We start from the raw sequence: 21,050 nt of genomic DNA, 5'->3' as shown, positions 1-21,050 counted from the left end.
TTTATTGACATTAAAATTTATGTTAAAGGAACAACTCATTTACTAATAAACAAAAAAAAGACTGTCTTCTCAGACAGTCTTTTCATAATTTGAAAGAATTAAAAAATTAGTTTTTGATTAACTTAATAACCTTAGTTCCTAATTCTGAAGTAACATTAGCGAAATAAATTCCATTTGCTAATTCAGCAGCATTTAATTCTATAGTTGTATTATTTGGTAAAACTTCTTGAACTTTTTTACCCATTACATCAAATAAAACCACTGAAGTAATATTTTGTTTTGATGTAATATTCCATACATTTTGAGTTGGGTTAGGGTATACATTAAATAAAGATAATTCAAAATTTGAGTTACTCAATACTGTGTTTTTATGTAAATATAAGTTATCATAATAAACAGTTCCTAAATCTGAAGTGATAACAAATTGTACTAAATCATTTCTGTTAGCATTTACAACTGGTGTAAAATTAGTTAAAGGGATATCTAAAGAAATCCATGTTCCTGGATTAGGATTAGTCAAGAAATTTGCATTAGTAGTTGAAAATTCAATTGCATTTGCTTCACCAGCTCCACCATTCCAATTAGAAAATTTAATGTTAAAACTTTTATCTAAAGTTGGAGTCGCTGTCCAAATATCCATGTGGAAATATGTAAACGATGATGCATCAAATCTACCGCTTAAAAAAGCTACACCTTCACAACCTAAACCTGTGATTTTATTTGTATCGTTACCAAGTATAGATACTAATGAAGTATTAGCTCCACACCAACTTGTATTAAAGGTATTGTCATTTGACGGTTGACCATCTACTCCAGCATAATTAAGAACTGCAATTGGAGCATAAGCGTTACTAAAAATTGATTTAACGTCCGCAACTGGTCTATTTGGTGGAGTTGGTGCAGCTGTAGCTGGTCCTTCTATTACATAATTAACAGTATATGTTTTTGTTACCGTAGTGTTTTGCGACGTTACTACAACAGTTGCACTACCAGGGATAGCAGTTGCTTGAGTTGTTACTTGAGTTGCGTTTGTATCATTAGTAGTTACACTAGTTATCTGTGGTACAACAGTAGTACCAGCTGGCAATCCTTTTGTGTAAGCAATAGTGTTTGGAGAAAAACCTGCTATAGTTGCTCCATCAACTTTTAAATCACTTAAATTTGCATCTGAACCAGCAGCAACTGGAGTTTTCCAGAAGTAAATATTATCTAAATAAATAGTAATTGGCACCGTACTTCCAGCACCATTAGCAGCAAATTTCATTTGAAACACTGAATCCCAAGTCATTCCGGTAAAGGCACTTTTTGGAATATCAACACTATACCAAGAACCTGCAGTATGATTTATTGTTACTAAAGTCTCTCCTGCTCCAGTTCCATTATTAATAGGACTAACTTGTAAAATAGAATTAGCTGGATTAGCACTTGTCCAAACATCAACATGTAAGAACTCCATGTTAGATAAACTTTGAGAAGTAAGCTCTGTTCCTTGATAATTAAAATTTGGATAAGCTAAAACAAAGTTTGTACCGCCACCAGTAGGATCAAAAGTAGGATTAACTGAAGCAAAACCACTTTGTCCCCAGTTTGGATTATAATTTGTTGCAATAGTAGTATAAGTATCACTAAATACTGATTTTACATCTGCAGCAGCCTTAGTAGGTACTGGTGCATTTGTTGTTGGCTGTGCAAACGCAAGCCCAAAACTTAGCAGTGCACATAGAATTAAAGTAGTTTTTTTCATAATATTCATTTATTTATGTTATTAATTTCGACATTATAAATATATCCATAATTTAATTATCAATATCATAATTCTTGATATAGAAACTATACAACAATTTTTTTTTGATAAAACATTAAAAAAGCCATTAAACTAAAGAAAAACAGTGCTTTATAATTTTACAAAAACTTCTAATAAATTTACAAAAACGTTAATTACAACGGTTTCGTATAGGTAATGTATAGGTGTTTTACTGTAGGTTTTTAGCTATTTATATAATAATATTACTAAGATTTTTTTAATTATGTAGAAAACAACAAAAAAAACAGATTCTTTTCCATAAATAGCATTTCATTTTTTAAGTATTTTTTAAGAATATACAACCGTAATTATTTATGACTAAAGGTTTTATTTACGTAAATTTGCACTTCTTTACAAAATGCTATGATTAAAACCGATTTTTCCAAATTAGAACCAAAAAAAAATATCCTAATAAAAGGAGCACAATTACACAATCTTAAAAACATTGATGTAGCAATTCCTAGAAATAAACTAGTTGTAATAACTGGTCTGTCAGGTTCAGGGAAATCGAGTTTAGCTTTCGATACACTTTATGCTGAAGGACAACGAAGATACGTAGAAAGTTTATCTTCTTATGCAAGACAGTTTTTAGGTCGTTTAGACAAACCGAAAGTAGATTACATAAAAGGTATTGCGCCAGCAATTGCAATCGAACAAAAAGTAAATACAACAAATGCTCGTTCAACCGTTGGAACTTCTACAGAAATATATGATTATTTAAAGCTACTATTTGCTCGAATTGGTAAAACTTTCTCTCCTATTTCTGGAAATGAGGTTAAAAAAGATTCCCTTGCTGATGTAGTTAAACATATTCAAACTTTAGAACAAGATAGTAAATGGTTATTAATTGCTCCTATTCATTTAGAAGAAGGTAGACCTTTAGAGGATAAATTAAAAGTTCTGTTACAACAAGGTTTCGCTAGAATTATAGTTGATAACGAAATGATTCGTTTAGATGCAATTGAAGATTTAAAATTTGATAAAAAAGAAGTTATTCTTATTATTGATAGAATCATTGTCAAAAAAGATGATGAAGAGTTTATGAATCGCTTGGCTGATGCCATTCAAACAGCTTTTTTTGAAGGAAAAGGAACGTGTTACTTACAAGAAGTCAATACCAATAAAAGAATTGGATTCAGCAATAATTTCGACCTTGATGGGATGAATTTCTTAGAACCAAATATACATTTATTCAGTTTTAATAATCCTTATGGAGCTTGTCCAACTTGTGAAGGTTATGGAAGTGTAATTGGAATTGATAATGATTTAGTGGTTCCAAACACTGCTTTATCGGTCTACGAAAACGGAATTTTTCCTTGGCGAGGTGATAGCATGGGTTGGTATCGTGATCAATTGGTGAATAATTCACATAAATTTGATTTCCCAATTCACAAACCTTATTTTGAACTTTCAGAAGAACAAAAAGCTTTAATTTGGGAAGGAAATAAATATTTCACTGGATTAAATGATTTCTTCAAAGAATTAGAAGAAAAAAATTATAAAATTCAAAATCGTGTGATGCTTTCACGTTATCGTGGAAAAACAAAATGTCACACATGTAAAGGTAAACGTCTTCGTATTGAAGCAACTTACGTTAAAATTGCTGGTAAAAACATTTCAGATTTGGTTGATTTACCGATTTTAAAGTTGATGGCTTTCTTTAAAGAGTTGACTTTAAACGAATATGATGCAATCGTAGCCAAACGTTTATTAATCGAAATCAACAACAGATTAGAATTTTTATATAAAGTTGGATTAAGCTATTTATCACTAAACCGAAATTCAGCTTCACTTTCTGGTGGAGAATCACAAAGAATAAATTTAGCCACTTCATTAGGAAGTAGTTTAGTCGGTTCAATGTATATTTTAGACGAACCAAGTATTGGATTACATCCAAAAGATACAGAACAATTGATTGAAGTCTTAAAAAATCTTCGTGATTTAGGAAATACTGTAATTGTTGTAGAACACGACGAAGACATCATGAAAGCTGCTGATATGATTATCGATATTGGTCCAGAAGCAGGAACAAACGGTGGTTATTTAGTCGCACAAGGAACTTATGATGAAATTCTAAAAGCTGATTCTTTAACAGCAAAATACCTGAATGGTGAAGAAAAAATCGAAGTTCCAAAAAAACGTAGAAAATTTAAAAATCACGTTGATGTAATTGGTGCAAGAGAAAATAATCTTCAAAATCAAAACTTTACGTTTCCATTAGAATGTCTTACCGTTGTTACTGGAGTTTCAGGAAGTGGAAAAAGTACCTTGGTGAAGAAAATATTATTTCCAGCCATAAAAAAGAGTTTAGAAGGAATTAGTGAAAAAGCTGGTCAATTCACTGAATTAGCAGGAAGTTATTCTAACATAAAACATATTGAATACGTTGATCAAAATCCAATTGGAAGAAGTTCGCGTTCAAATCCTGTGACATATATCAAAGCTTACGATGATATTCGTGATTTATATTCGAAACAATCGGTTTCAAAATTGAGAAATTATCAAGCTAAACACTTCTCTTTCAATGTAGATGGCGGAAGATGTGAGACTTGTAAAGGTGATGGATCTGTTACTATCGAAATGCAATTTATGGCTGATGTTCATTTAGAATGTGAAACTTGTGGTGGAAAACGTTTCAAAAAAGAAGTTTTAGAAGTTAAATATGAAGAGAAAAACATCGATGACATTTTAACCATGACCATTGATGATGCTTTAGCTTTCTTTACAAAATATGACCAAAAGAAAATATATCAAAAATTACAACCTTTACAAGATGTTGGATTAGGTTATGTACAATTAGGTCAATCTTCTTCTACTCTATCTGGTGGAGAAGCACAACGTATTAAATTAGCATCATTTTTAGTAAAAGGAACCATTAAAGACAAGGCTTTATTTGTTTTTGATGAACCTACAACTGGATTACACTTTCACGATATTAAAAAATTATTAGCCTCTTTTGAAGCTTTATTGGAAAAAGGTCATTCAATCATCGTAATTGAGCACAATTTAGATTTAATCAAATGTGCTGATTATATCATTGATATTGGTCCAGAAGGTGGAGAATTTGGAGGAAAACTAATGGCTTTTGGAACTCCAGAAGAAATTGTAAAAAACAAAAATTCGGTTACTGGGAAATATTTGATGGAGAAACTTTAGAATTTGTTTCAGATGTTTCAGGTTTATTTTGTTAATTTACGTTTGTAAAATCAAAAAATGAATTTAGATAATATAGAATTTTTAAGTGTAAAGGAACAAAAAACTTCGTTTCCTAAGCATTATCACGAAACATTTTGTATTTCTCTAATTTATAGTGGAATTGAACAAATAAGTCTAGAACATCAATGTATTTATAGCGAAAAAGGGAGCATTTCTATAACAAATCCTTACGAAATTCATTCGAATCCAATTATTGATTCTTCGTCCATAATTAAGTTTGACACTATTTATATTTCCAAAGATTTAGTGAAATACATCTTTAATGGACAAAATATATTTTTCACCAATAGAAAAATAAATAATCCAAAAGCAAATCTTTTATTTATTCAATTAAAAGAAGCTTTAGATTCTAGTGATTTATTAAAAACAGAACAATTACTAATTCAGTTTTTAACTATTTTAAAGTATTATTCAGATGAAAAAATAGAAGAATACTCAGAACTAAACTTCAATTCATTGAATAATATCAACACTTATATTGACAATAACATAACTAATAAACTTAATTTAGAAGAGTTGTCTAAAGTTGTAAATATTAACAAATTTGGATTTGCTAAAAAATTTAAAGCTTCGACAGGAATGTCACCAATGAATTATATTTTGATGAAAAAAATATTTTCAAGCAAAAAACTAATTACACAACATTCAGATTTAACTCAAATTGCTTTTGATTACGAATTTTCAGATTTGTCTCATTTTTCAAATACTTTTAAACGTTATGTAGGCGTTTCACCAAAGGAATATCAAAATAAAAATTCATTTATTTTATAATTGCCAAGATTCTACAAGTTCAATAAACTCCATTTAAATAAATTTGTAGCATAAATAAGTACTATGAAAAATATTTTACAACTAGTTTTGGTATTGTTTTCAATATCTACGCTTTTTTCTCAATCTATTGATGATGAATTTTCTAAAGATAAAATGAAAAAAGATTTTGAAGTTTATAAAAACATCAGAATAAAAGCAAATTCAGGTTTATATAAACATCGTTCAAAAACAGAAATAGACAGTATTTATAATTGGGCTGAAACAGAAATTGAAAACTCAAAAACATATAGAGATTTTTATAATATAATATGTCAACTTTCAGATTTTGAAGGAAGTACTCATAATAGCATAACAATTTCATCTAAAAAGTGGAAAAATCTTTTAGCAGAAAAAGAAGGTTATTTTCCTTATCCAATAAAATTAATTGAAGGCAAATGGATTTTAAATTTTCAGACTGATGAAATTCCGTTAGGTTCAGAAATTATTTCTATTAATGGAAGAAAAATGTCAGAAATTGCAAAGGAATTATACAAATATTATGAAACTGATGGAAAAAATATCACTGGAAAACAAATTGGATTAACATCTGGTTTTAGCAAATATTATAGATATAATTATGGATTAGAAAACACTTTTGAAGTAATTTATAAAGTATCCAATTCTGAAAACGAATTAAAAATAAATTTAAAAAGTATTGGGTTTATTGATAGTTATAAAAATAAAATAAAAAGATATTCAGAACCTTTTGATAAACTAGATTTCACTGATAGTGATGATTTAAAAGAAAAATATAACTATAATGAAATAAATTCCAAAACAGGAATTTTAACTATCAATACATTTGCAATTGGTGACAACGCTGAATCACCAGAACATAAAGAATTTGTAACATTTTTAGATAGTACGTTTTTAGCTGTCAAAAATAATAACATAAAAAATCTTATTATTGATGTTAGACACAACGGTGGTGGAACAGATCCAAATGATTTAGTAGTTTATGACTATCTTACCAAAAGAAATTTTTCAGAAAACAAAAGTGCTTGGATTAGTTTCAATAAAATACCTTATTTGAGATATATTGAAACAAAAGTTCCAACGTTTCTAAGGTTTTTAGGTGTTATTAAACATAATAAATACCTTCAAAAAGAATTTCCAATAGAAATTGATGGAAAATTTTATCAAGACGAAACAAGTGAAGATCATGCGATAAGAGTTCCAAATAAAAACGCTTTTTATGGACAAATATATTTATTAATTAGTCCAAGAGTTGCTTCTGCTGGAAGTAATTTTGCTAGTTTGGTTGCAAGTAATGATAACGTAACCATAATTGGTGAGGAAACACAAGGAGGTTATTACGGACATAATGGTCATAGTCCAATTTCATATATTTTACCAAAGTCAAAAATTAGTACAACTTTTTCAATTGTTAATATAGAACAAGATGTTATTGAAAAAGAAAATCAACTAAAGCATAGAGGAATTATGCCAGATTATGAAATTACTCAAACCTATTCTGATTACTTAAACCATATTGATACACAAATGAATTCTTTACTTGATTTGATTGATAAAGAGAAGTAATGAGATTTGTTTCAGATGTTTCAAGTTTTTTTGTTTCAGTTTTTTAAATTTGTTTGATTTTTTTCATAAATTTGATTAAATAAAATTAATATGGAAACTGTTTCAATAGATACAATAACTAAAAAACTAAAAAATGCACCTCAAAGTGTTATTGAGCGTGTTATTGGTTATGTTGATGCAATTATGGAAAATTCTAAAGAAACTAAACCGTATTCATTAACAGAAGAACAACAAAATCTTCTTAATGAACAAGTAGGTCTTGATATAAAAGAATATACTGAAGCAGGTAAACTGTATTCAAATTTGAAAGACAAACATGAATTATAAGGTTTTACTTTCTCCAAAAGCTTCAAAAAACATAGATAATGCAATTGATTATTATAGTAAAGAAGTAAATAAAAAAGTAGCGCTAGATTTTTTAAAGGATTTTCAAAATGTTTATAAAGCACTAGAAAAAAATCCTTTTTATCAAATTCATGATAGTAATTATCGTTTTCTTCCTCTTAAAAAATTTCCATATGTAGCTTTTTATATTTTAGATGAATTGAATAAAACTGTACTAATAAATGCTGTTTTTCATACTTCACAAAATCCAAATAAGATTTAACTTCAATAAGTTAAGTCAATTTTTACTTCTATAACAATCTATTTTTCAATCACTTAAAACTCATTAACAACTCATTGACAACTGCTTAACGTATTCTGGCACAGCTATTGGATTTAAGTAACCAAACAACAATGAATTTAAATTGTTGAATTGTTTAACCTTAAATTATAGAAGTCATGAAAAAAATTACACTTTTAGTAGCAAGTTTATTACTTATTGGTAATGTAACTATCGCATCAGAGAAAAATGTATTTGGTGCAACGGAGGAAGGTTATCGCTTTATTACAGATTATAGAGATGCTGACCCAATTGTTTTCAAAGAAAGAGGAGTTGAATTCTTCATCTTTTTAGATGGTCAATTCGATTTTAATACACAACCAACTGTTTCAGGAACAAGAACTCGTACTGAAAATATGAATGGAACTTATGGAGCACCTGGAGTTAGAACAGTAACTGTTTCAAACACATATTATGGTCCATCACGTGGAGGAATTATTATTCAACATGATAATCAAGGACGAGTTAGACGTGTAGGAAACGTGTTCATTAATTATGATGCTTATGGAAGAGTTAAAAGAATTGGTTCTGTTTATATGAAATACAACAGTTTTGCACTGAAACAAGTAGGAAATATGAAAATCATCTACAACCGAAGAGGACAAATTATAGATATTGTGGGTTTTGTAAACTATTACAACCAAGGAAACAATTATAATTTTGGAGGAAATGGTCATGGAAATGGAAACGGTTACGGAAATGGAAATGGAAATAACAACAACTATGATTCAGATGATGATTTCTACTATTACAAAAAAGATGGTAGCAAAGTAAAAATGGACGAAGACGATGTTATAGAAATTAAACGTGAAGAAACAGATAGAAAAGTTAAAAAATAGTTTGGTTAGTTTGTTAGTTTTTAAAAGTCCTGTAAGCAGAAATGTTTACAGGATTTTTTATTTTTTCAATTTACTCAAAACGTTTTCCATAACTACATTAATATCATTCGATAATTTCAATTTATAACTTAAAAATAAGTAAATAATTGAAACTAAAATTGATTTTAAACAAATATTAACTACAGGATGAAACGGAAATTCCCAAAAATAAAACCCTAAAAAACAAACAATTAATATTCCAAAAGCAGTGATGGTTTTTGAAGTAAAAGGAAACAAATTCATTCGTTTTACCACAAAAAGTAATTTAGACAAACTATATAAAGTAATCGAAATCATAGTTGCAAAAGCTGTTCCTTCTAATCCATATAACGGAATAAAAATCATATTTAAAAGAATAGTTAATATTACTAACAAAACTCCTAAAAACAAAACCGTTTTATAATATTTTGAATTGAAAATAATAGCATTATTATTGCCTAATATCAAATCGAAATATTTCGATAATCCTATAGTAAACACCACAAAAACTCCTGCTGCATATTCTTCTCGCATCAACAGATATAATTGATTTATGTTTACAAGAATTCCTAAGAATATTAAACCACCAACAATTTGCAAGGTAATTGATGTCTTTTTATACAAATCATTTAGTTCATCATGTTTATTTTCATTCATCAATTTGGCAGTAATTGGATACGTAATTTGGTGCATAGCTCTACTTGGAACTGCAATTACAGTAGCAATAAAAACAGCCACAGAATAATAGGCTATATTTTCAATTTTGACGTAATTATTCAACATAAATTTGTCAATTTCTAGAAACAAATTCGCAATTCCACCAGTTAGAATAATGAATAAACTATAAGTGATAACGGCTTTCGAATTAGACGGAATTTTAAATTTAAAGGATGGAAATCTAACTTTATAAGCATAAATTTTCATCAATATCATAGCTAAAAAATAAATCCCCATTAAGGAATAAACAAATTCAGAAGGAGTTATATAGTTAAAATAAACTGCAAAAAGACTAATCGTTACAAGGATTCTTAAGAAAACTTCTTTTATAAAATTGCCTAAAACCGATTGTAAATGCACTTTAACCCAAGCGTAAAATATCTCAAAATATCCCATACAAAGTCCGATGACAGGAATTTGCCAGACATAATCATAAACAATTGGATTTTTTTCTGACAATAATGAAGCAATTTGATGATAACCAAAATAAGCAATCAACGAAAACGGAATTATCAATAATAAAGGTAGAAACAATACAAAGGTTAAAAACGATGATTTTTCTTCTTCAGTTTTATATTCATTGAAGTATTTTACCAAAGTATTATGCACACCAAAAGCCATTAAAGGCATCATAATATTAGCTGCAGACAAAACATAACCAACTAAACCATAATATGTATCACCCAAAAAATGAACATACATATACAAGGTATTAATAGCTCCAATAGCAAAACCAATGTAAGTAATTACAGTGTTTTTTAAAGATTGTTTTAGAACTATTCCCATTTTAGCTAGTGATCAGTGATCAGTAATTAGTGTTCAGTTAAAAGAGTTGCTAACTGTTCTGTTAGTTTTTTTCTACTGTATTTTTGTAATCCAATTGCATTTACTTGTAACGTATTTTGCTTGAATTGCTTGTAATAAGTTTCAATTTGTGATTTCAAAGCCTCTTTTTCATCATAAGTAAAGAATACTCCAGTGTTTGTTTCTTTAATAATATTTTTGAAATCTGCATTTTCTGGTCCAATGGCTAAAATAGGTCTTTCGGAAACCATATATTCAAACAATTTACCTGGAATAATGCAATTCGTCGCTTCTGAATCTATTTCAATTAATAACAAAACTTGCGAACTTCTTTGTTCTTGTAAAGCTTCACTATGCGAAACATAACCCAAATGATTTACATATTTTTCTAATCGAAATTCATTTATAGTTTCTAAAACTTCTTTGCTAACTGCTCCAATTAATTTCAGTTGAAAATCGTTTGCAAAATCTTTATTTTCTTTGACTAATTCAGATAAAACTTTCCATAAAATACGTGGATTTCTTTCCGATAAAAATGAACCAATATGCGCTAATGTGAATTTAGAATCCATTGATTTTTTCTCAACTTTTTCAATGTCATAACCGTTCGTAATGACTTCAATTGGTTTTGAAGTAATTTGTTCAAATTCTGTTTTTGTGGTTGGTGAAGTCACTATTAATTGGTCACAACTATTCATGACTTCTTTTTCTAAATCTTTATGTTTTTTTGCTGATTTATCAGATAATTTCAATGCTTTATGATACCCAATAGTTGTCCAAGGATCACGAAAATCGGCAATCCATTGGATGTTATTTTGTTTTTTTAAACCTAATCCAATTAAATGTACACTATGTGGTGGACCAGTTGTAATTATGGTTTCTATTTTATGTTCTTCAATATATTTTTGAAGGAATTTTATAGATGGTTTTACCCAAAAAATTCGTGCATCTGGAATAAACATATTTCCTCTTATCCACAGTAAAGTTCGTTCTATAAAAGATTGTTTTTTCTTATTCGGAATAATTCCTGAACTGATTTTTTTTGTTTTATTTTTCGATAAAAACGAAGCAAAACCATAAGGTTCAAAAATAGGTTGTTTTAATATTGTAACTTTATCAGAAACTTCTTGAACTAAATTTTCATCTAACAAAGGATAAGTAGGATTTTCTGGAATATAAACTATTGGTTGTACTCCAAAATCAGGTAAATATTTTACAAATTTTAACCAACGTTGTACGCCTGGTCCACCAGCTGGAGGCCAATAATAGGTGATGATTAAAGTTTTGTTTGTTTTAGGTTTCAAAGTTATTTGGTTAAAATTTAATCATTATTTGGATTATTAATTTTATTTAACTCTTCTAAATCTAATTGGTCTTTTAGTCTATTAGTTGCTTTTTTTGCTTTTATAAGATTATCATAATCAATAAAATTAACTGGAACATTTCCCATAATTACTTTTGTTGCTTTATCTAATAATTCCTGAAAAGGAATATTTTCTAAACCTTTAACAGAAGTCATAACATCTAATCGCAGACCAAAAAACAAGGTAAAATCTGTCCAACCTGGAATAAATTGCATTGTTTCGATAGATTCAAAATCACCAATTCCTATTTCAATAAAAGCTTTTCTTAAATTTTTTCTATTTTCTAAAGAGTCTTCAATTAAAATGTCTAAATCACCTGTGTTTCTGGTATAGCCATAAATATTTACAGCAAATCCACCAATTGTAATGTATTTGACATTGTTCTCTTCGAAGATTTTCCAAATATTTATTATTTCTTCAATCATTTCTTATTTGGATATACTTTAGGTGCGTTTTTTAAAGCATAAGAAAGTTCCATTAACTTTAAAAAACGTTGTAATCGTTCAGCATAAGTTAGCTTTTTTATTTCAGCTATACGTTTTGCTTCAATATTTTTAGGTTTATCGTGATTAAAATTTGATTCTTTCATTTTATAGTTTCTTTAATTCATCACTCAAAAATCGTTACTCTTCAATCTTCAATCCTTTTTTATTTTTATTCTCAAAATAAATTCCACCTATCAACAATAACAACATTCCAATGCAACTAAATAAAACAATTGTGCTTCCCGTTTTTACAACTTGTGGTTCAAATTTGAATTCGATTGTATGATTTCCTGCTGGAACTTCTAATCCTCTTAAAGCATAGTCAACTCGATAAATTGGAGTTTCTTTTCCATCTATTGTTGCTTTCCAACCGTTTGAATAATACATTTCAGAAAACACTGCAAAACCAGCATTAGAATTTGTTGATTTGTATTTTATATAATTTGGTTTGTAATCAATTAAGTCAATTTTAGCTAGAGAATCTCTTTCGAAATCACCAAAAGGCTTCCCTTTAACCTTTAATGCTGTTGGATTAATTACAGCTATATCTTTGGTTCTTAAACTATCTAAAGCTTTCATTTCTTCATCTGAAGAAATAACATTTAGTACTTTCTCAACAAACCAAGCATTTCCATTTGCGTCTGGGTTTAATAAAGCTACATCTTCTCCTTGTTCGTTAGCTTTAATAATATATTTAGTATTTAACATATTATAAACTTGAAGGTTGTTTTTGGCTATTTGATAATCAAACAATTGTTGCATTCTTCTTGGTTTCACAGCACTATAACCACCAAGCGATTTATGAAAATAAGAAGTTCTTGCACTACTCATATTTCCGGCAGCTTCAAAAACTCTAAAATGGGTTGTGTCTTGTAATATGTTTTGATCTGCTTCGGTCATTTGATAAGGCATATCGATTTCTCTTTTTGACTTGAAGTTTTCATCATTTACATATTTTTTATCTACTAAGAATAAATCAAAAACCATAACCAATCCTACTAAAATAATAGCCGTATTTTGAGCTAATTTATTCTTTAATGATGCATACAGAACAATAAAAACTATTGCTAAAAATCCTAAAGAACGAAATACGTCTGAAGAATACATCGCTGCTCTATCTTCTTTTAGAACACTCATGAAGTCATAACCATAAGATTCAGCATAATAACCATCAGCTGGTCCAGAGAAGTTGAACATTCCTTTAAACAATAACAATGAAATTAGAATTCCACCAACGATAGCTCCAGATTTCCATAAGGCATTCCATTTTTGAGCATCATCAGATTTATAAAAAGAATACAGTCCTAAAATAGCTAAAATAGGCATGCATAATTCCAATAAAACTTGAATGGATGAAACAGCTCTAAATTTATTATATAATGGAACATAATCGATAAAGAAATCCGTTAGTAATGAGAAGTTTTTTCCCCAAGAAAGGAATAATGAAATTAAAACTCCAGCAACTAAAGCATACTTGACTTTTCTTTTTTCTACAAATAATGCTAAAACAGCTAAAAAGAAAACAATAATTCCGATATAAGCTGGTCCAGAAACACCAGGCTGATCTCCCCAATAGGTTCTTAATTGTTTTGTTATGACTGAAGCTTCTGCTTCACTTGCTCCTTGTGACATTACATATTGAAACATTTCTGAATCTTTACCTAAATCCTCATAACTAGCGCCACCAAAAAGTCTTGGTGAAATTAAGTTTAAACTTTCTGCAACTCCATAACTATAATCAGTGATATATTCATAACTCATTGCGTTTGAACTTTCTTTTTTAGAACCATCTGGTTCATAAGTCAGTTCACTATCACTTCTTGTAGAAAATTTAGCATATTCTGATGTTGCTAATAAACTTGTTGCGTTTGAACCAATAGCAAAAAGTCCAGCAATCGCAAAAACTCCAACCACTTTGGCTAAACCTTTAAAATCTTTTTCTTTGATGAATTCTACAAAATAATAAATTGAAACTACTAAAAGTAAAATCAATAAATAATAAGTCATTTGAAAGTGATTCGCTTGAATTTCTAAAGCTGCAGCAATCATAGTTAGTAATCCACCAACAATATACTTTCGTCTAAAAACCAACAAAACACCAGCTAAAACCATTGGCATATAAGCAATAGCATGAGCTTTTGCATTGTGTCCAGCTCCAATAATGATAATCATATAAGTCGAAAAACCGAAAGCTAAAGCTCCAAAAAAGGCTTTTAACGGATCAACTTTTAAAACTAATAACAATATATAAAATCCTAAAAAATATAGAAATAAATAATCTGCTGGTCTAGGTAAAAAACGTAAAACATCATCAAAGTGACCAATAAAATCGTTTGGATATTTAGCACCTAATTGATAAGTTGGCATTCCACCAAAAGCACTATTTGTCCAATAAGGTTCTTCGTTGGTTTCATTTCTAAAATCATTTTGTTCTTTTGCCATTCCAGTATATTCTGCAATGTCATGTTGGTAAATCTGTTCTCCTTTTAATACAGGATAAAAATAAATTACGGCTACTATTACAAAACCAAGAATAGCTAATAAATGTGAAGAGTATTTTTGCAAATTTTTCATGCTAAAGAATAAATATTTAAAGGTGCTAAAGTAAATAAAAAAAGGATATCGTTAAAATATCCTTTCTGTTATTGTTCAAATGTTATTAATCTACTTCTTCATAATCAATATACTCTCCTACTTTCTTCTTTTCCTGAGGCTTAACTGTTGACTGTGAATTATTTTGAGAAGTGTTTTGTTGATAATTTTGTTGTTGCTTAACTTGGTCTTCCATTTTTTGTTGCACTTTATTCATGGCTTTCTTCATTAAAATAGGTGCAAAAATTCTCAATAAGAATTTAAACAAATAATAAAATAAAACTATGTAAGCTAACGTTCTTAATAAACCTGTAAATGATGCTTCTATCATTGTAATCTAATTTTAAAATTCAAAAATACAATTATAAGTACTAAAAACCCATAAATTGTTTCTTAAATTTATGATAAAATAACTACTTTTGAAAAACTTATTTAAGCCAATTATGAAAAAATCAACACAATTTCTCCTTTTATTCTCTTTATTATTTGTTGAAATGGCTTCTGCTCAATATACAGATGTAATTAATTCTAATAGGCCAGGAAAATCAATGATGGCTTTCTCTGTCGGAAAATCAGTAATTCAATTAGAATCGGGAGTCTTTGCAATAAATGAAAATCATGATTTAATCGGATATGATGCCAATGGTTTTGGAGTTGATTTTGCTCTAAGATGGGGAGTTATTAAAGAACAAATGGAAGCTGTTGTCGAAATTCAATATCAAAATGACACATATACAAGTCCATTAGAAGAATATAAAAGAAGTGCCTTAAGAACTACAGTTCTGGGAGCTAAATATTTAGTTTATGACCCAAATAAATATTATGAACAGAAAGTAAATATTAGAAGTTGGAAAGCCAATCAAGGTTTTAAATGGAGACAATTAATTCCTTCTGTAGGTATTTTTGCTGGTGTAAATCTAAATTTTTCTGATAATCCATATAACTATAATTCGAGGTTAATTGAACCAAAAGTTAGTCCAAAAGTAGCTTTAATTACACAAAACACTTTTGGAACACGTTGGGTATTGGTTGGAAATTTAATTTACAACAAATTTACTTCCGATTTCAAATCATTAGAATACATTGCAACACTTACGCATGGAATAAACCAACAATGGTCAGTTTTTGTAGAAAATCAAGGCTATAAAGGTGATTTGTATAGTGATATCGTTTTTAGAGCTGGTGGAGCATATCTTATCTCACCTAATATGCAAGTTGATGCTTCATTTTCTAAGAACATTAAAAATACACCTTCAATAATGTATGGTGGTGTTGGAATTTCTTGGCGTTTTGATAAAAATTATCAAGAAGTAAGAATAAAATCTCCTGAAGACAGAAAAAAGGATAAAGCAAATAAAAGTGCTAAGAAAAAAGAGCCTAAACTAAATAAGAATAAAGAAAAGAAATTAAAAAAGTCTAAAGACGAAGAATAATTTCACCCAACCACAATGATTGAAATAAAAGAAGCCAAGTCCAAAAAAGAAATGAAAGATTACGTAATGTTTTCTTTTGAACTATATAAAAACAACCCTAATTGGATACCACCAATTATTGCAGAAGAATTAGAAACATTTGATAGAGATAAAAATCCTGCTTTTCAAAGTGCAGAAGCACATTTTTATTTAGCCTATAAAGACAATAAAATTGTAGGTAAACTTGCCGCTATAATTAATTGGGATGAAGTAAAAATTCTTAAAAAAAGTAAAGTCCGTTTCGGTTGGTTTGATGTTGTTGATGACATTGAAGTCACCAAAGCACTGCTAGAAAAGGTATACGAATTGGGTAACAAACATAATTTAGAAATGGTTGAAGGACCAATTGGTTTTTCTAATCTAGATAAAGTTGGTGTTTTAACTGAAGGATTTGATCAAATCGGAAATATGGTAACTTGGTACAGTTTACCTTATTACAAAGAGCATTTTGAAAAACTGGGTTTAACTAAAGAAAAAGAATATTTAGAAAGCACTTTTTCATTTAGCAATATAAATCCAGAACCCTTTCAAAAAGCTAGTGCTCTAATTAAAAAGCGTTACGAATTAAGGTCATTAAATTTTACTAAGACAAAAGACATTATGCCTTATGTCGATAAAATGTTTGATTTATTTAATGATACTTATGCAAAACTACAATCATTTGTAGCTATTAATGATGTTCAAAAAGAGTACTTTAAAAAGAAATATATAAGTTTTATAAATCCAGAATTCATAAAATTCATTATAGATAAAGATGAAAAAATGATTGCCTTTGCTATTGTTATGCCTGGGTTTAGTGAAGCACTTAAAAAAGCAAATGGCAAATTATTCCCCTTTGGATTTTATCATTTATTAAAAGCTAAAAACAATTCTAAAGAAGTAGTATTCTATTTAATTGGTGTTGCACCAGAATACCAAAGTAAAGGTGTTACGGCTATTATTTTTGATGAATATTATACAGTTTGTCAAGCAAAAGGTATAGAAACTTGCGTACGAACTCCGGAATTAGAAGAAAACACTGCTATTCAAAAGCTTTGGAAGCATTTTAATAGTAAGATTACTAAACGTAGAAGAACTTATAGTAAGAAACTTTAGTCATTAGGCATTAGGCATTAGGCATTAGGCATTAGGCATTAGGCATTAGGCAAAAATAAATAAAATGAACTTCATCCCATTTCCAAAAATAGAATCAAAAAATCTTATCCTTAGAAGAGTTTTAGAATCAGACTGTAAAATTATTTTATACCTACGTTCAGATGAAGAAATCAATAAATTTATTGAGAGACCAGAACATAGAAAAACAAAGACTATTGAAGAAGCTAAAAAGTTTATCCTGCAAATAAATGAAAACATTGAAACCAATAAATCAATTACTTGGGGAATAACTTTAAAAAATGAACCGAAAATTATTGGGACAATTTGTTTGTGGAATTTTTCTGAAGATAATAAAACTGCCGAAATTGGATATGATTTAGAACCAAAATTTCAAGGAAAAGGAATTATGAGTGAGTCTTTAAAATCTGTTTTAGACTATGGTTTTACAACTTTAAATTTAGATTTAATTGAAGCTTATACTCATCAAAAAAATGAAAATTCTAAAACTTTATTAGAACGAAACAACTTTAAACTTATTTCGGCTAAAATAGATGAAGACAACCTAAATAATGCTGTTTTTGAAATAAAAAACCCAATACTAAATAAATAGCATTGGGTTTTTTATATAAGTAAAATTCTGAAAATCTATAATCCGAATATCAGAAAATCTATAAATTATGCGTCCATATCAACCTTAGTTGCTTCTGCAATTTTTCTATAAGTTCCGTTAACTAATTTTTCTCTAATTATTTCAAAAGCACTTAAAGTAGTTTCAATATCTTCTATAGTATGTGAAGCCGTTGGAATCATTCTCAACAAGATTATTCCTTTTGGAATCACAGGGTAAATTACAATCGATAAGAAAATACCGTAATTTTCTCTTAAATCATTTACCATAACCATTGCTTCTGGCACACTTCCTTCAAGATAAACTGGAGTTACACATGTATTTGTATCACCAATATTAAAGTTTCTTGCTTTTAAACCGTTTTGTAAGGCATCTACATTTACCCAAAGTTTATCTTTTAAACCTGGATTATCTCTCAATAATTGCAATCTCTTCAAAGCACCAACAGTTTGAATCATTGGCAAAGATTTAGCAAACATTTGAGAACGTAAGTTATATTTTAAATAATCAATAATTTCTTTATCAGCTGCTAAAAAAGCACCAATACTTGCCATAGATTTAGCAAATGTTGAAAAATAAACATCAATTCCGTCTTGACAACCTTGCTCCTCACCTGCTCCAGCACCAGTTTTACCTAAAGTACCAAAACCATGAGCATCATCAACCAATAAACGGAAATTATATTTTTCCTTCATGGCAATAATTTCTTTCAATTTTCCTTGTTGACCACGCATTCCAAAAACACCTTCTGTAATGAATAAAATTCCACCACCAGTTTCAGTAGCCATTTTTGTAGCACGTTGCAAGTTTTTTTCCATACTTTCCAAGTCATTATGCCTGTAAGTAAAACGTTTTCCCATATGTAAACGAACACCATCAATAATACATGCGTGAGCATCAACATCATAAACAATAATATCATTTTTAGTCACTAAAGCGTCAATACATGACATAATCCCCTGATAACCAAAGTTTAACAAATAAGCCGATTCTTTTTGTACAAAAGCTGCTAATTCATTTTCTAATTGTTCGTGCATATCGGTATGACCACTCATCATACGAGCACCCATTGGATAAGCAGCACCATATTGAGCAGCAGCATCAGCATCAGCTTTTCTAACATCAGGATGATTTGCTAAACCCAAATAGTCATTAATCGACCAGTTAAGCACCTCTTTTCCTTTAAACCTCATTCTTGGACCAAGTTCACCTTCCAATTTTGGAAAAACAAAATAACCTTCAGCTTGCGATGCCCATTTCCCTAATGGACCTTTATTTTCTTGTATTCTTGCAAATAAATCTTTTACCATAATATCTTAAAATATAGTTTTAAAAACTCGGCAAAAGTACAAATAAAAAAAAGTTTATACTAATTTATTTTTGGGAGTTTGCAAAACATCAAAATTTAGTAATAAACACTAACCAACTGTTTTGCAACGTGCTATCCACTATATCTTTTGTAATTTATTTATTTTAAGAAAAAAATAAATTACAAAAGGATGCCGTTTCTATCACTAACTCGAAAAAAAGAATAAAAAATTAGATTTATATTAAATAATGGATGTATATTTGCACCCGAACGACACAGCAATGTGGTTACACGTTCATCATGAAAGTCGATCGCTCCAGATCGGCTTTTGTACTTTTAGGCAAGTTCAGTTTCTGAAAATCCTATATCTGAAAATCATAAAATCTAATATTATGAAACTCGTTTTCGCTTCCAACAACAAAAATAAAATCATTGAAATTCAACAAATGCTACCTGAATCGATTACTATTTTAAGTTTAGAAGACATTGGTTGCAAAGAAGAAATTGAAGAAACTGCTGATACTATTGAAGGAAATGCAATCTTAAAAGCAAATTATGTCACAGAAAAATATGGTTATGATTGTTTTGCAGATGATACTGGTTTAGAAGTAGATGCTTTAGACGGTGAACCTGGAGTTTATTCAGCAAGATATGCTGGTGAACAAAAGGACTCCAATGACAATATGGATAAATTACTTTTTAATTTAGAAAAACACTCTAATAGAAAAGCCCAATTTAAAACCGTCATTGCTCTAAATCTTAACAAAGAACAACATCTTTTTACTGGAATCGCAAAAGGAAACATTATTAAAGAAAAAATTGGAACTCAAGGTTTTGGTTATGATCCAATTTTTGTTGCAGAAAATGATACTCGTACTTTTGCTCAATTATCTATTGATGAAAAAGCAATTATAAGTCACAGAGGAATTGCTGTTAAGAAACTTATAACTTTTCTTTCTAAAATTTAAACTTTTTGATATAGCGAAGGTAAGTACCATTTATATTTGACAGCCAAAAGCCTAAATGAAATCATAAACAATGATGTTATCAAGTACAAAATATCATGATTTAAATTAATTTTTTGCAACACAAAAAACATAATTCCACCAAAAATACATACCGTTGCATAAATTTCTTTTCTAAATATAACCGGAATTTCATTACATAGAATATCTCTAATAACCCCACCAAAACTTGCGGTTATTGTTCCAAGAGCAATACATATTATTGGATGCAATCCAAATTCAATTCCTTTTTCTATCCCAATTATAGTAAAAACACCCAATCCTATTGAATCAAACAAAAACAATGAAATTCGCAATTTTTCTAAATGTCTTTTAAAAAATATAGTAATAAAGTAAGCTAATACAATTATATATAAATAGGTCAAGTCTTCCATCCAACCTACTGGAGTTTTTCCTATTAGGATATCACGCAAAGTACCTCCACCAAGTGCTGTTACAAAGGCTATTATAAAAACACCAAATGCATCAAGTTTTTTATTCAATCCAGATAAAACTCCAGAAATAGTAAAAACAAAAACCCCTATTATATCTAAAATTTGAAACATTTTTTAACCTATTTAATTAAAACCTGACAAAAGTAGAAAATATTTAACTGCTTAATGAATCAATTTGAGTTAATTTTAAGATTAAAAGAGCTGAAATTGAACATTTTACAAATAATTAGCA

The 21,050-nt window shown here is 28.9% G+C and carries 19 protein-coding genes; 10 read left to right on the top strand and 9 right to left on the bottom strand.

The features are described from left to right. Positions 1 to 106: 106 nt before the first annotated feature. Complete coding sequence (locus tag G507_RS0103865; RefSeq protein ID WP_026716252.1) at positions 107 to 1,744, bottom strand: T9SS type A sorting domain-containing protein; 1,638 nt, start codon at positions 1,742 to 1,744, stop codon at positions 107 to 109. 423 nt (positions 1,745 to 2,167) lie between these two features. Here G507_RS0103865 and uvrA point away from each other — a divergent pair, with 423 nt between their 5' ends. The 6 genes from uvrA to G507_RS0103835 all read left to right on the top strand — a co-directional run bounded on the left by uvrA (position 2,168) and on the right by G507_RS0103835 (position 8,875). Beyond that, complete coding sequence (gene uvrA / locus G507_RS0103860; protein WP_026716251.1) at positions 2,168 to 4,960, top strand: excinuclease ABC subunit UvrA; 2,793 nt, start codon at positions 2,168 to 2,170, stop codon at positions 4,958 to 4,960. 57 nt (positions 4,961 to 5,017) lie between these two features. Further along, positions 5,018 to 5,791 carry an AraC family transcriptional regulator gene (locus G507_RS0103855; protein WP_026716250.1) on the top strand — a complete coding sequence of 258 codons (774 nt, stop codon included), beginning with the start codon at positions 5,018 to 5,020 and terminating at the stop codon, positions 5,789 to 5,791. Between the two features lie 63 nt (positions 5,792 to 5,854). After that, positions 5,855 to 7,372, top strand: coding sequence for a S41 family peptidase (locus tag G507_RS0103850; protein WP_026716249.1), 1,518 nt, complete (start codon positions 5,855 to 5,857; stop codon positions 7,370 to 7,372). A gap of 90 nt (positions 7,373 to 7,462) precedes the next feature. Then, on the top strand, positions 7,463 to 7,699 hold the full coding sequence (locus tag G507_RS0103845) for a hypothetical protein (protein ID WP_035665591.1): 237 nt from the start codon (positions 7,463 to 7,465) through the stop codon (positions 7,697 to 7,699). Continuing rightward, positions 7,689 to 7,979: a type II toxin-antitoxin system RelE/ParE family toxin gene (locus G507_RS0103840; protein WP_026716247.1), complete on the top strand. Its 291-nt coding sequence runs from the start codon at positions 7,689 to 7,691 to the stop codon at positions 7,977 to 7,979. The genes G507_RS0103845 and G507_RS0103840 overlap by 11 nt, the downstream gene beginning before the upstream one ends. Positions 7,980 to 8,155: 176 nt before the next feature. Then, the gene (locus G507_RS0103835) at positions 8,156 to 8,875 is read left to right on the top strand and encodes a hypothetical protein (RefSeq protein ID WP_026716246.1); all 720 of its coding nucleotides are present in this window, start codon (positions 8,156 to 8,158) and stop codon (positions 8,873 to 8,875) included. A gap of 57 nt (positions 8,876 to 8,932) precedes the next feature. Here the strand turns inward: G507_RS0103835 and G507_RS0103830 are convergent, their stop codons facing one another. The 6 genes from G507_RS0103830 to G507_RS0103805 form a co-directional block, all read right to left on the bottom strand. Next, positions 8,933 to 10,396, bottom strand: a complete 1,464-nt coding sequence (locus G507_RS0103830) for a lipopolysaccharide biosynthesis protein (RefSeq protein ID WP_026716245.1) — start codon at positions 10,394 to 10,396, stop codon at positions 8,933 to 8,935. 26 nt (positions 10,397 to 10,422) lie between these two features. Beyond that, positions 10,423 to 11,718 carry a glycosyltransferase family 4 protein gene (locus G507_RS0103825; protein WP_026716244.1) on the bottom strand — a complete coding sequence of 432 codons (1,296 nt, stop codon included), beginning with the start codon at positions 11,716 to 11,718 and terminating at the stop codon, positions 10,423 to 10,425. Between the two features lie 17 nt (positions 11,719 to 11,735). Beyond that, positions 11,736 to 12,203 (bottom strand): hypothetical protein, encoded by a 468-nt coding sequence (locus tag G507_RS0103820; RefSeq protein ID WP_026716243.1) that lies wholly within the window; start codon positions 12,201 to 12,203, stop codon positions 11,736 to 11,738. Continuing rightward, the gene (locus G507_RS17725; RefSeq protein WP_169627275.1) at positions 12,200 to 12,367 is read right to left on the bottom strand and encodes a hypothetical protein; all 168 of its coding nucleotides are present in this window, start codon (positions 12,365 to 12,367) and stop codon (positions 12,200 to 12,202) included. The genes G507_RS0103820 and G507_RS17725 overlap by 4 nt, the downstream gene beginning before the upstream one ends. Before the next feature lie 34 nt (positions 12,368 to 12,401). Continuing rightward, on the bottom strand, positions 12,402 to 14,837 hold the full coding sequence (locus tag G507_RS0103810) for a YfhO family protein (protein WP_026716242.1): 2,436 nt from the start codon (positions 14,835 to 14,837) through the stop codon (positions 12,402 to 12,404). Between the two features lie 85 nt (positions 14,838 to 14,922). Continuing rightward, positions 14,923 to 15,186: a hypothetical protein gene (locus G507_RS0103805; protein WP_026716241.1), complete on the bottom strand. Its 264-nt coding sequence runs from the start codon at positions 15,184 to 15,186 to the stop codon at positions 14,923 to 14,925. A gap of 112 nt (positions 15,187 to 15,298) precedes the next feature. Between G507_RS0103805 and G507_RS0103800 the strand changes: the two genes are divergently transcribed. The 3 genes from G507_RS0103800 to G507_RS0103790 all read left to right on the top strand — a co-directional run bounded on the left by G507_RS0103800 (position 15,299) and on the right by G507_RS0103790 (position 18,032). Beyond that, positions 15,299 to 16,288 carry a transporter gene (locus G507_RS0103800; RefSeq protein ID WP_026716240.1) on the top strand — a complete coding sequence of 330 codons (990 nt, stop codon included), beginning with the start codon at positions 15,299 to 15,301 and terminating at the stop codon, positions 16,286 to 16,288. A 15-nt stretch (positions 16,289 to 16,303) separates the two neighbouring features. Further along, positions 16,304 to 17,422: a hypothetical protein gene (locus G507_RS0103795; RefSeq protein WP_026716239.1), complete on the top strand. Its 1,119-nt coding sequence runs from the start codon at positions 16,304 to 16,306 to the stop codon at positions 17,420 to 17,422. A 64-nt stretch (positions 17,423 to 17,486) separates the two neighbouring features. Beyond that, positions 17,487 to 18,032, top strand: coding sequence for a GNAT family N-acetyltransferase (locus G507_RS0103790; RefSeq protein WP_026716238.1), 546 nt, complete (start codon positions 17,487 to 17,489; stop codon positions 18,030 to 18,032). A gap of 65 nt (positions 18,033 to 18,097) precedes the next feature. On the opposite strand, the gene capB is transcribed toward G507_RS0103790, so the two are convergent. Further along, positions 18,098 to 19,360, bottom strand: coding sequence for a cysteate-C-fatty acyltransferase (capB, locus tag G507_RS0103785; protein WP_026716237.1), 1,263 nt, complete (start codon positions 19,358 to 19,360; stop codon positions 18,098 to 18,100). A 391-nt stretch (positions 19,361 to 19,751) separates the two neighbouring features. Between capB and G507_RS0103780 the strand changes: the two genes are divergently transcribed. Further along, positions 19,752 to 20,327 (top strand): non-canonical purine NTP diphosphatase, encoded by a 576-nt coding sequence (locus G507_RS0103780; protein WP_026716236.1) that lies wholly within the window; start codon positions 19,752 to 19,754, stop codon positions 20,325 to 20,327. Here G507_RS0103780 and G507_RS0103775 read toward each other — a convergent pair. Next, the gene (locus tag G507_RS0103775; RefSeq protein WP_026716235.1) at positions 20,324 to 20,929 is read right to left on the bottom strand and encodes a trimeric intracellular cation channel family protein; all 606 of its coding nucleotides are present in this window, start codon (positions 20,927 to 20,929) and stop codon (positions 20,324 to 20,326) included. The two genes, G507_RS0103780 and G507_RS0103775, sit on opposite strands and share 4 nt — an antisense overlap. Between the last annotated feature and the right edge of the window lie 121 nt (positions 20,930 to 21,050).

Source organism: Flavobacterium gelidilacus DSM 15343, from assembly GCF_000422685.1.
Lineage (GTDB): Bacteria > Bacteroidota > Bacteroidia > Flavobacteriales > Flavobacteriaceae > Flavobacterium > Flavobacterium gelidilacus.
Note: the sequence above shows the minus strand (reverse complement) of the source record. Positions and strands in the feature narration are given on the sequence as shown.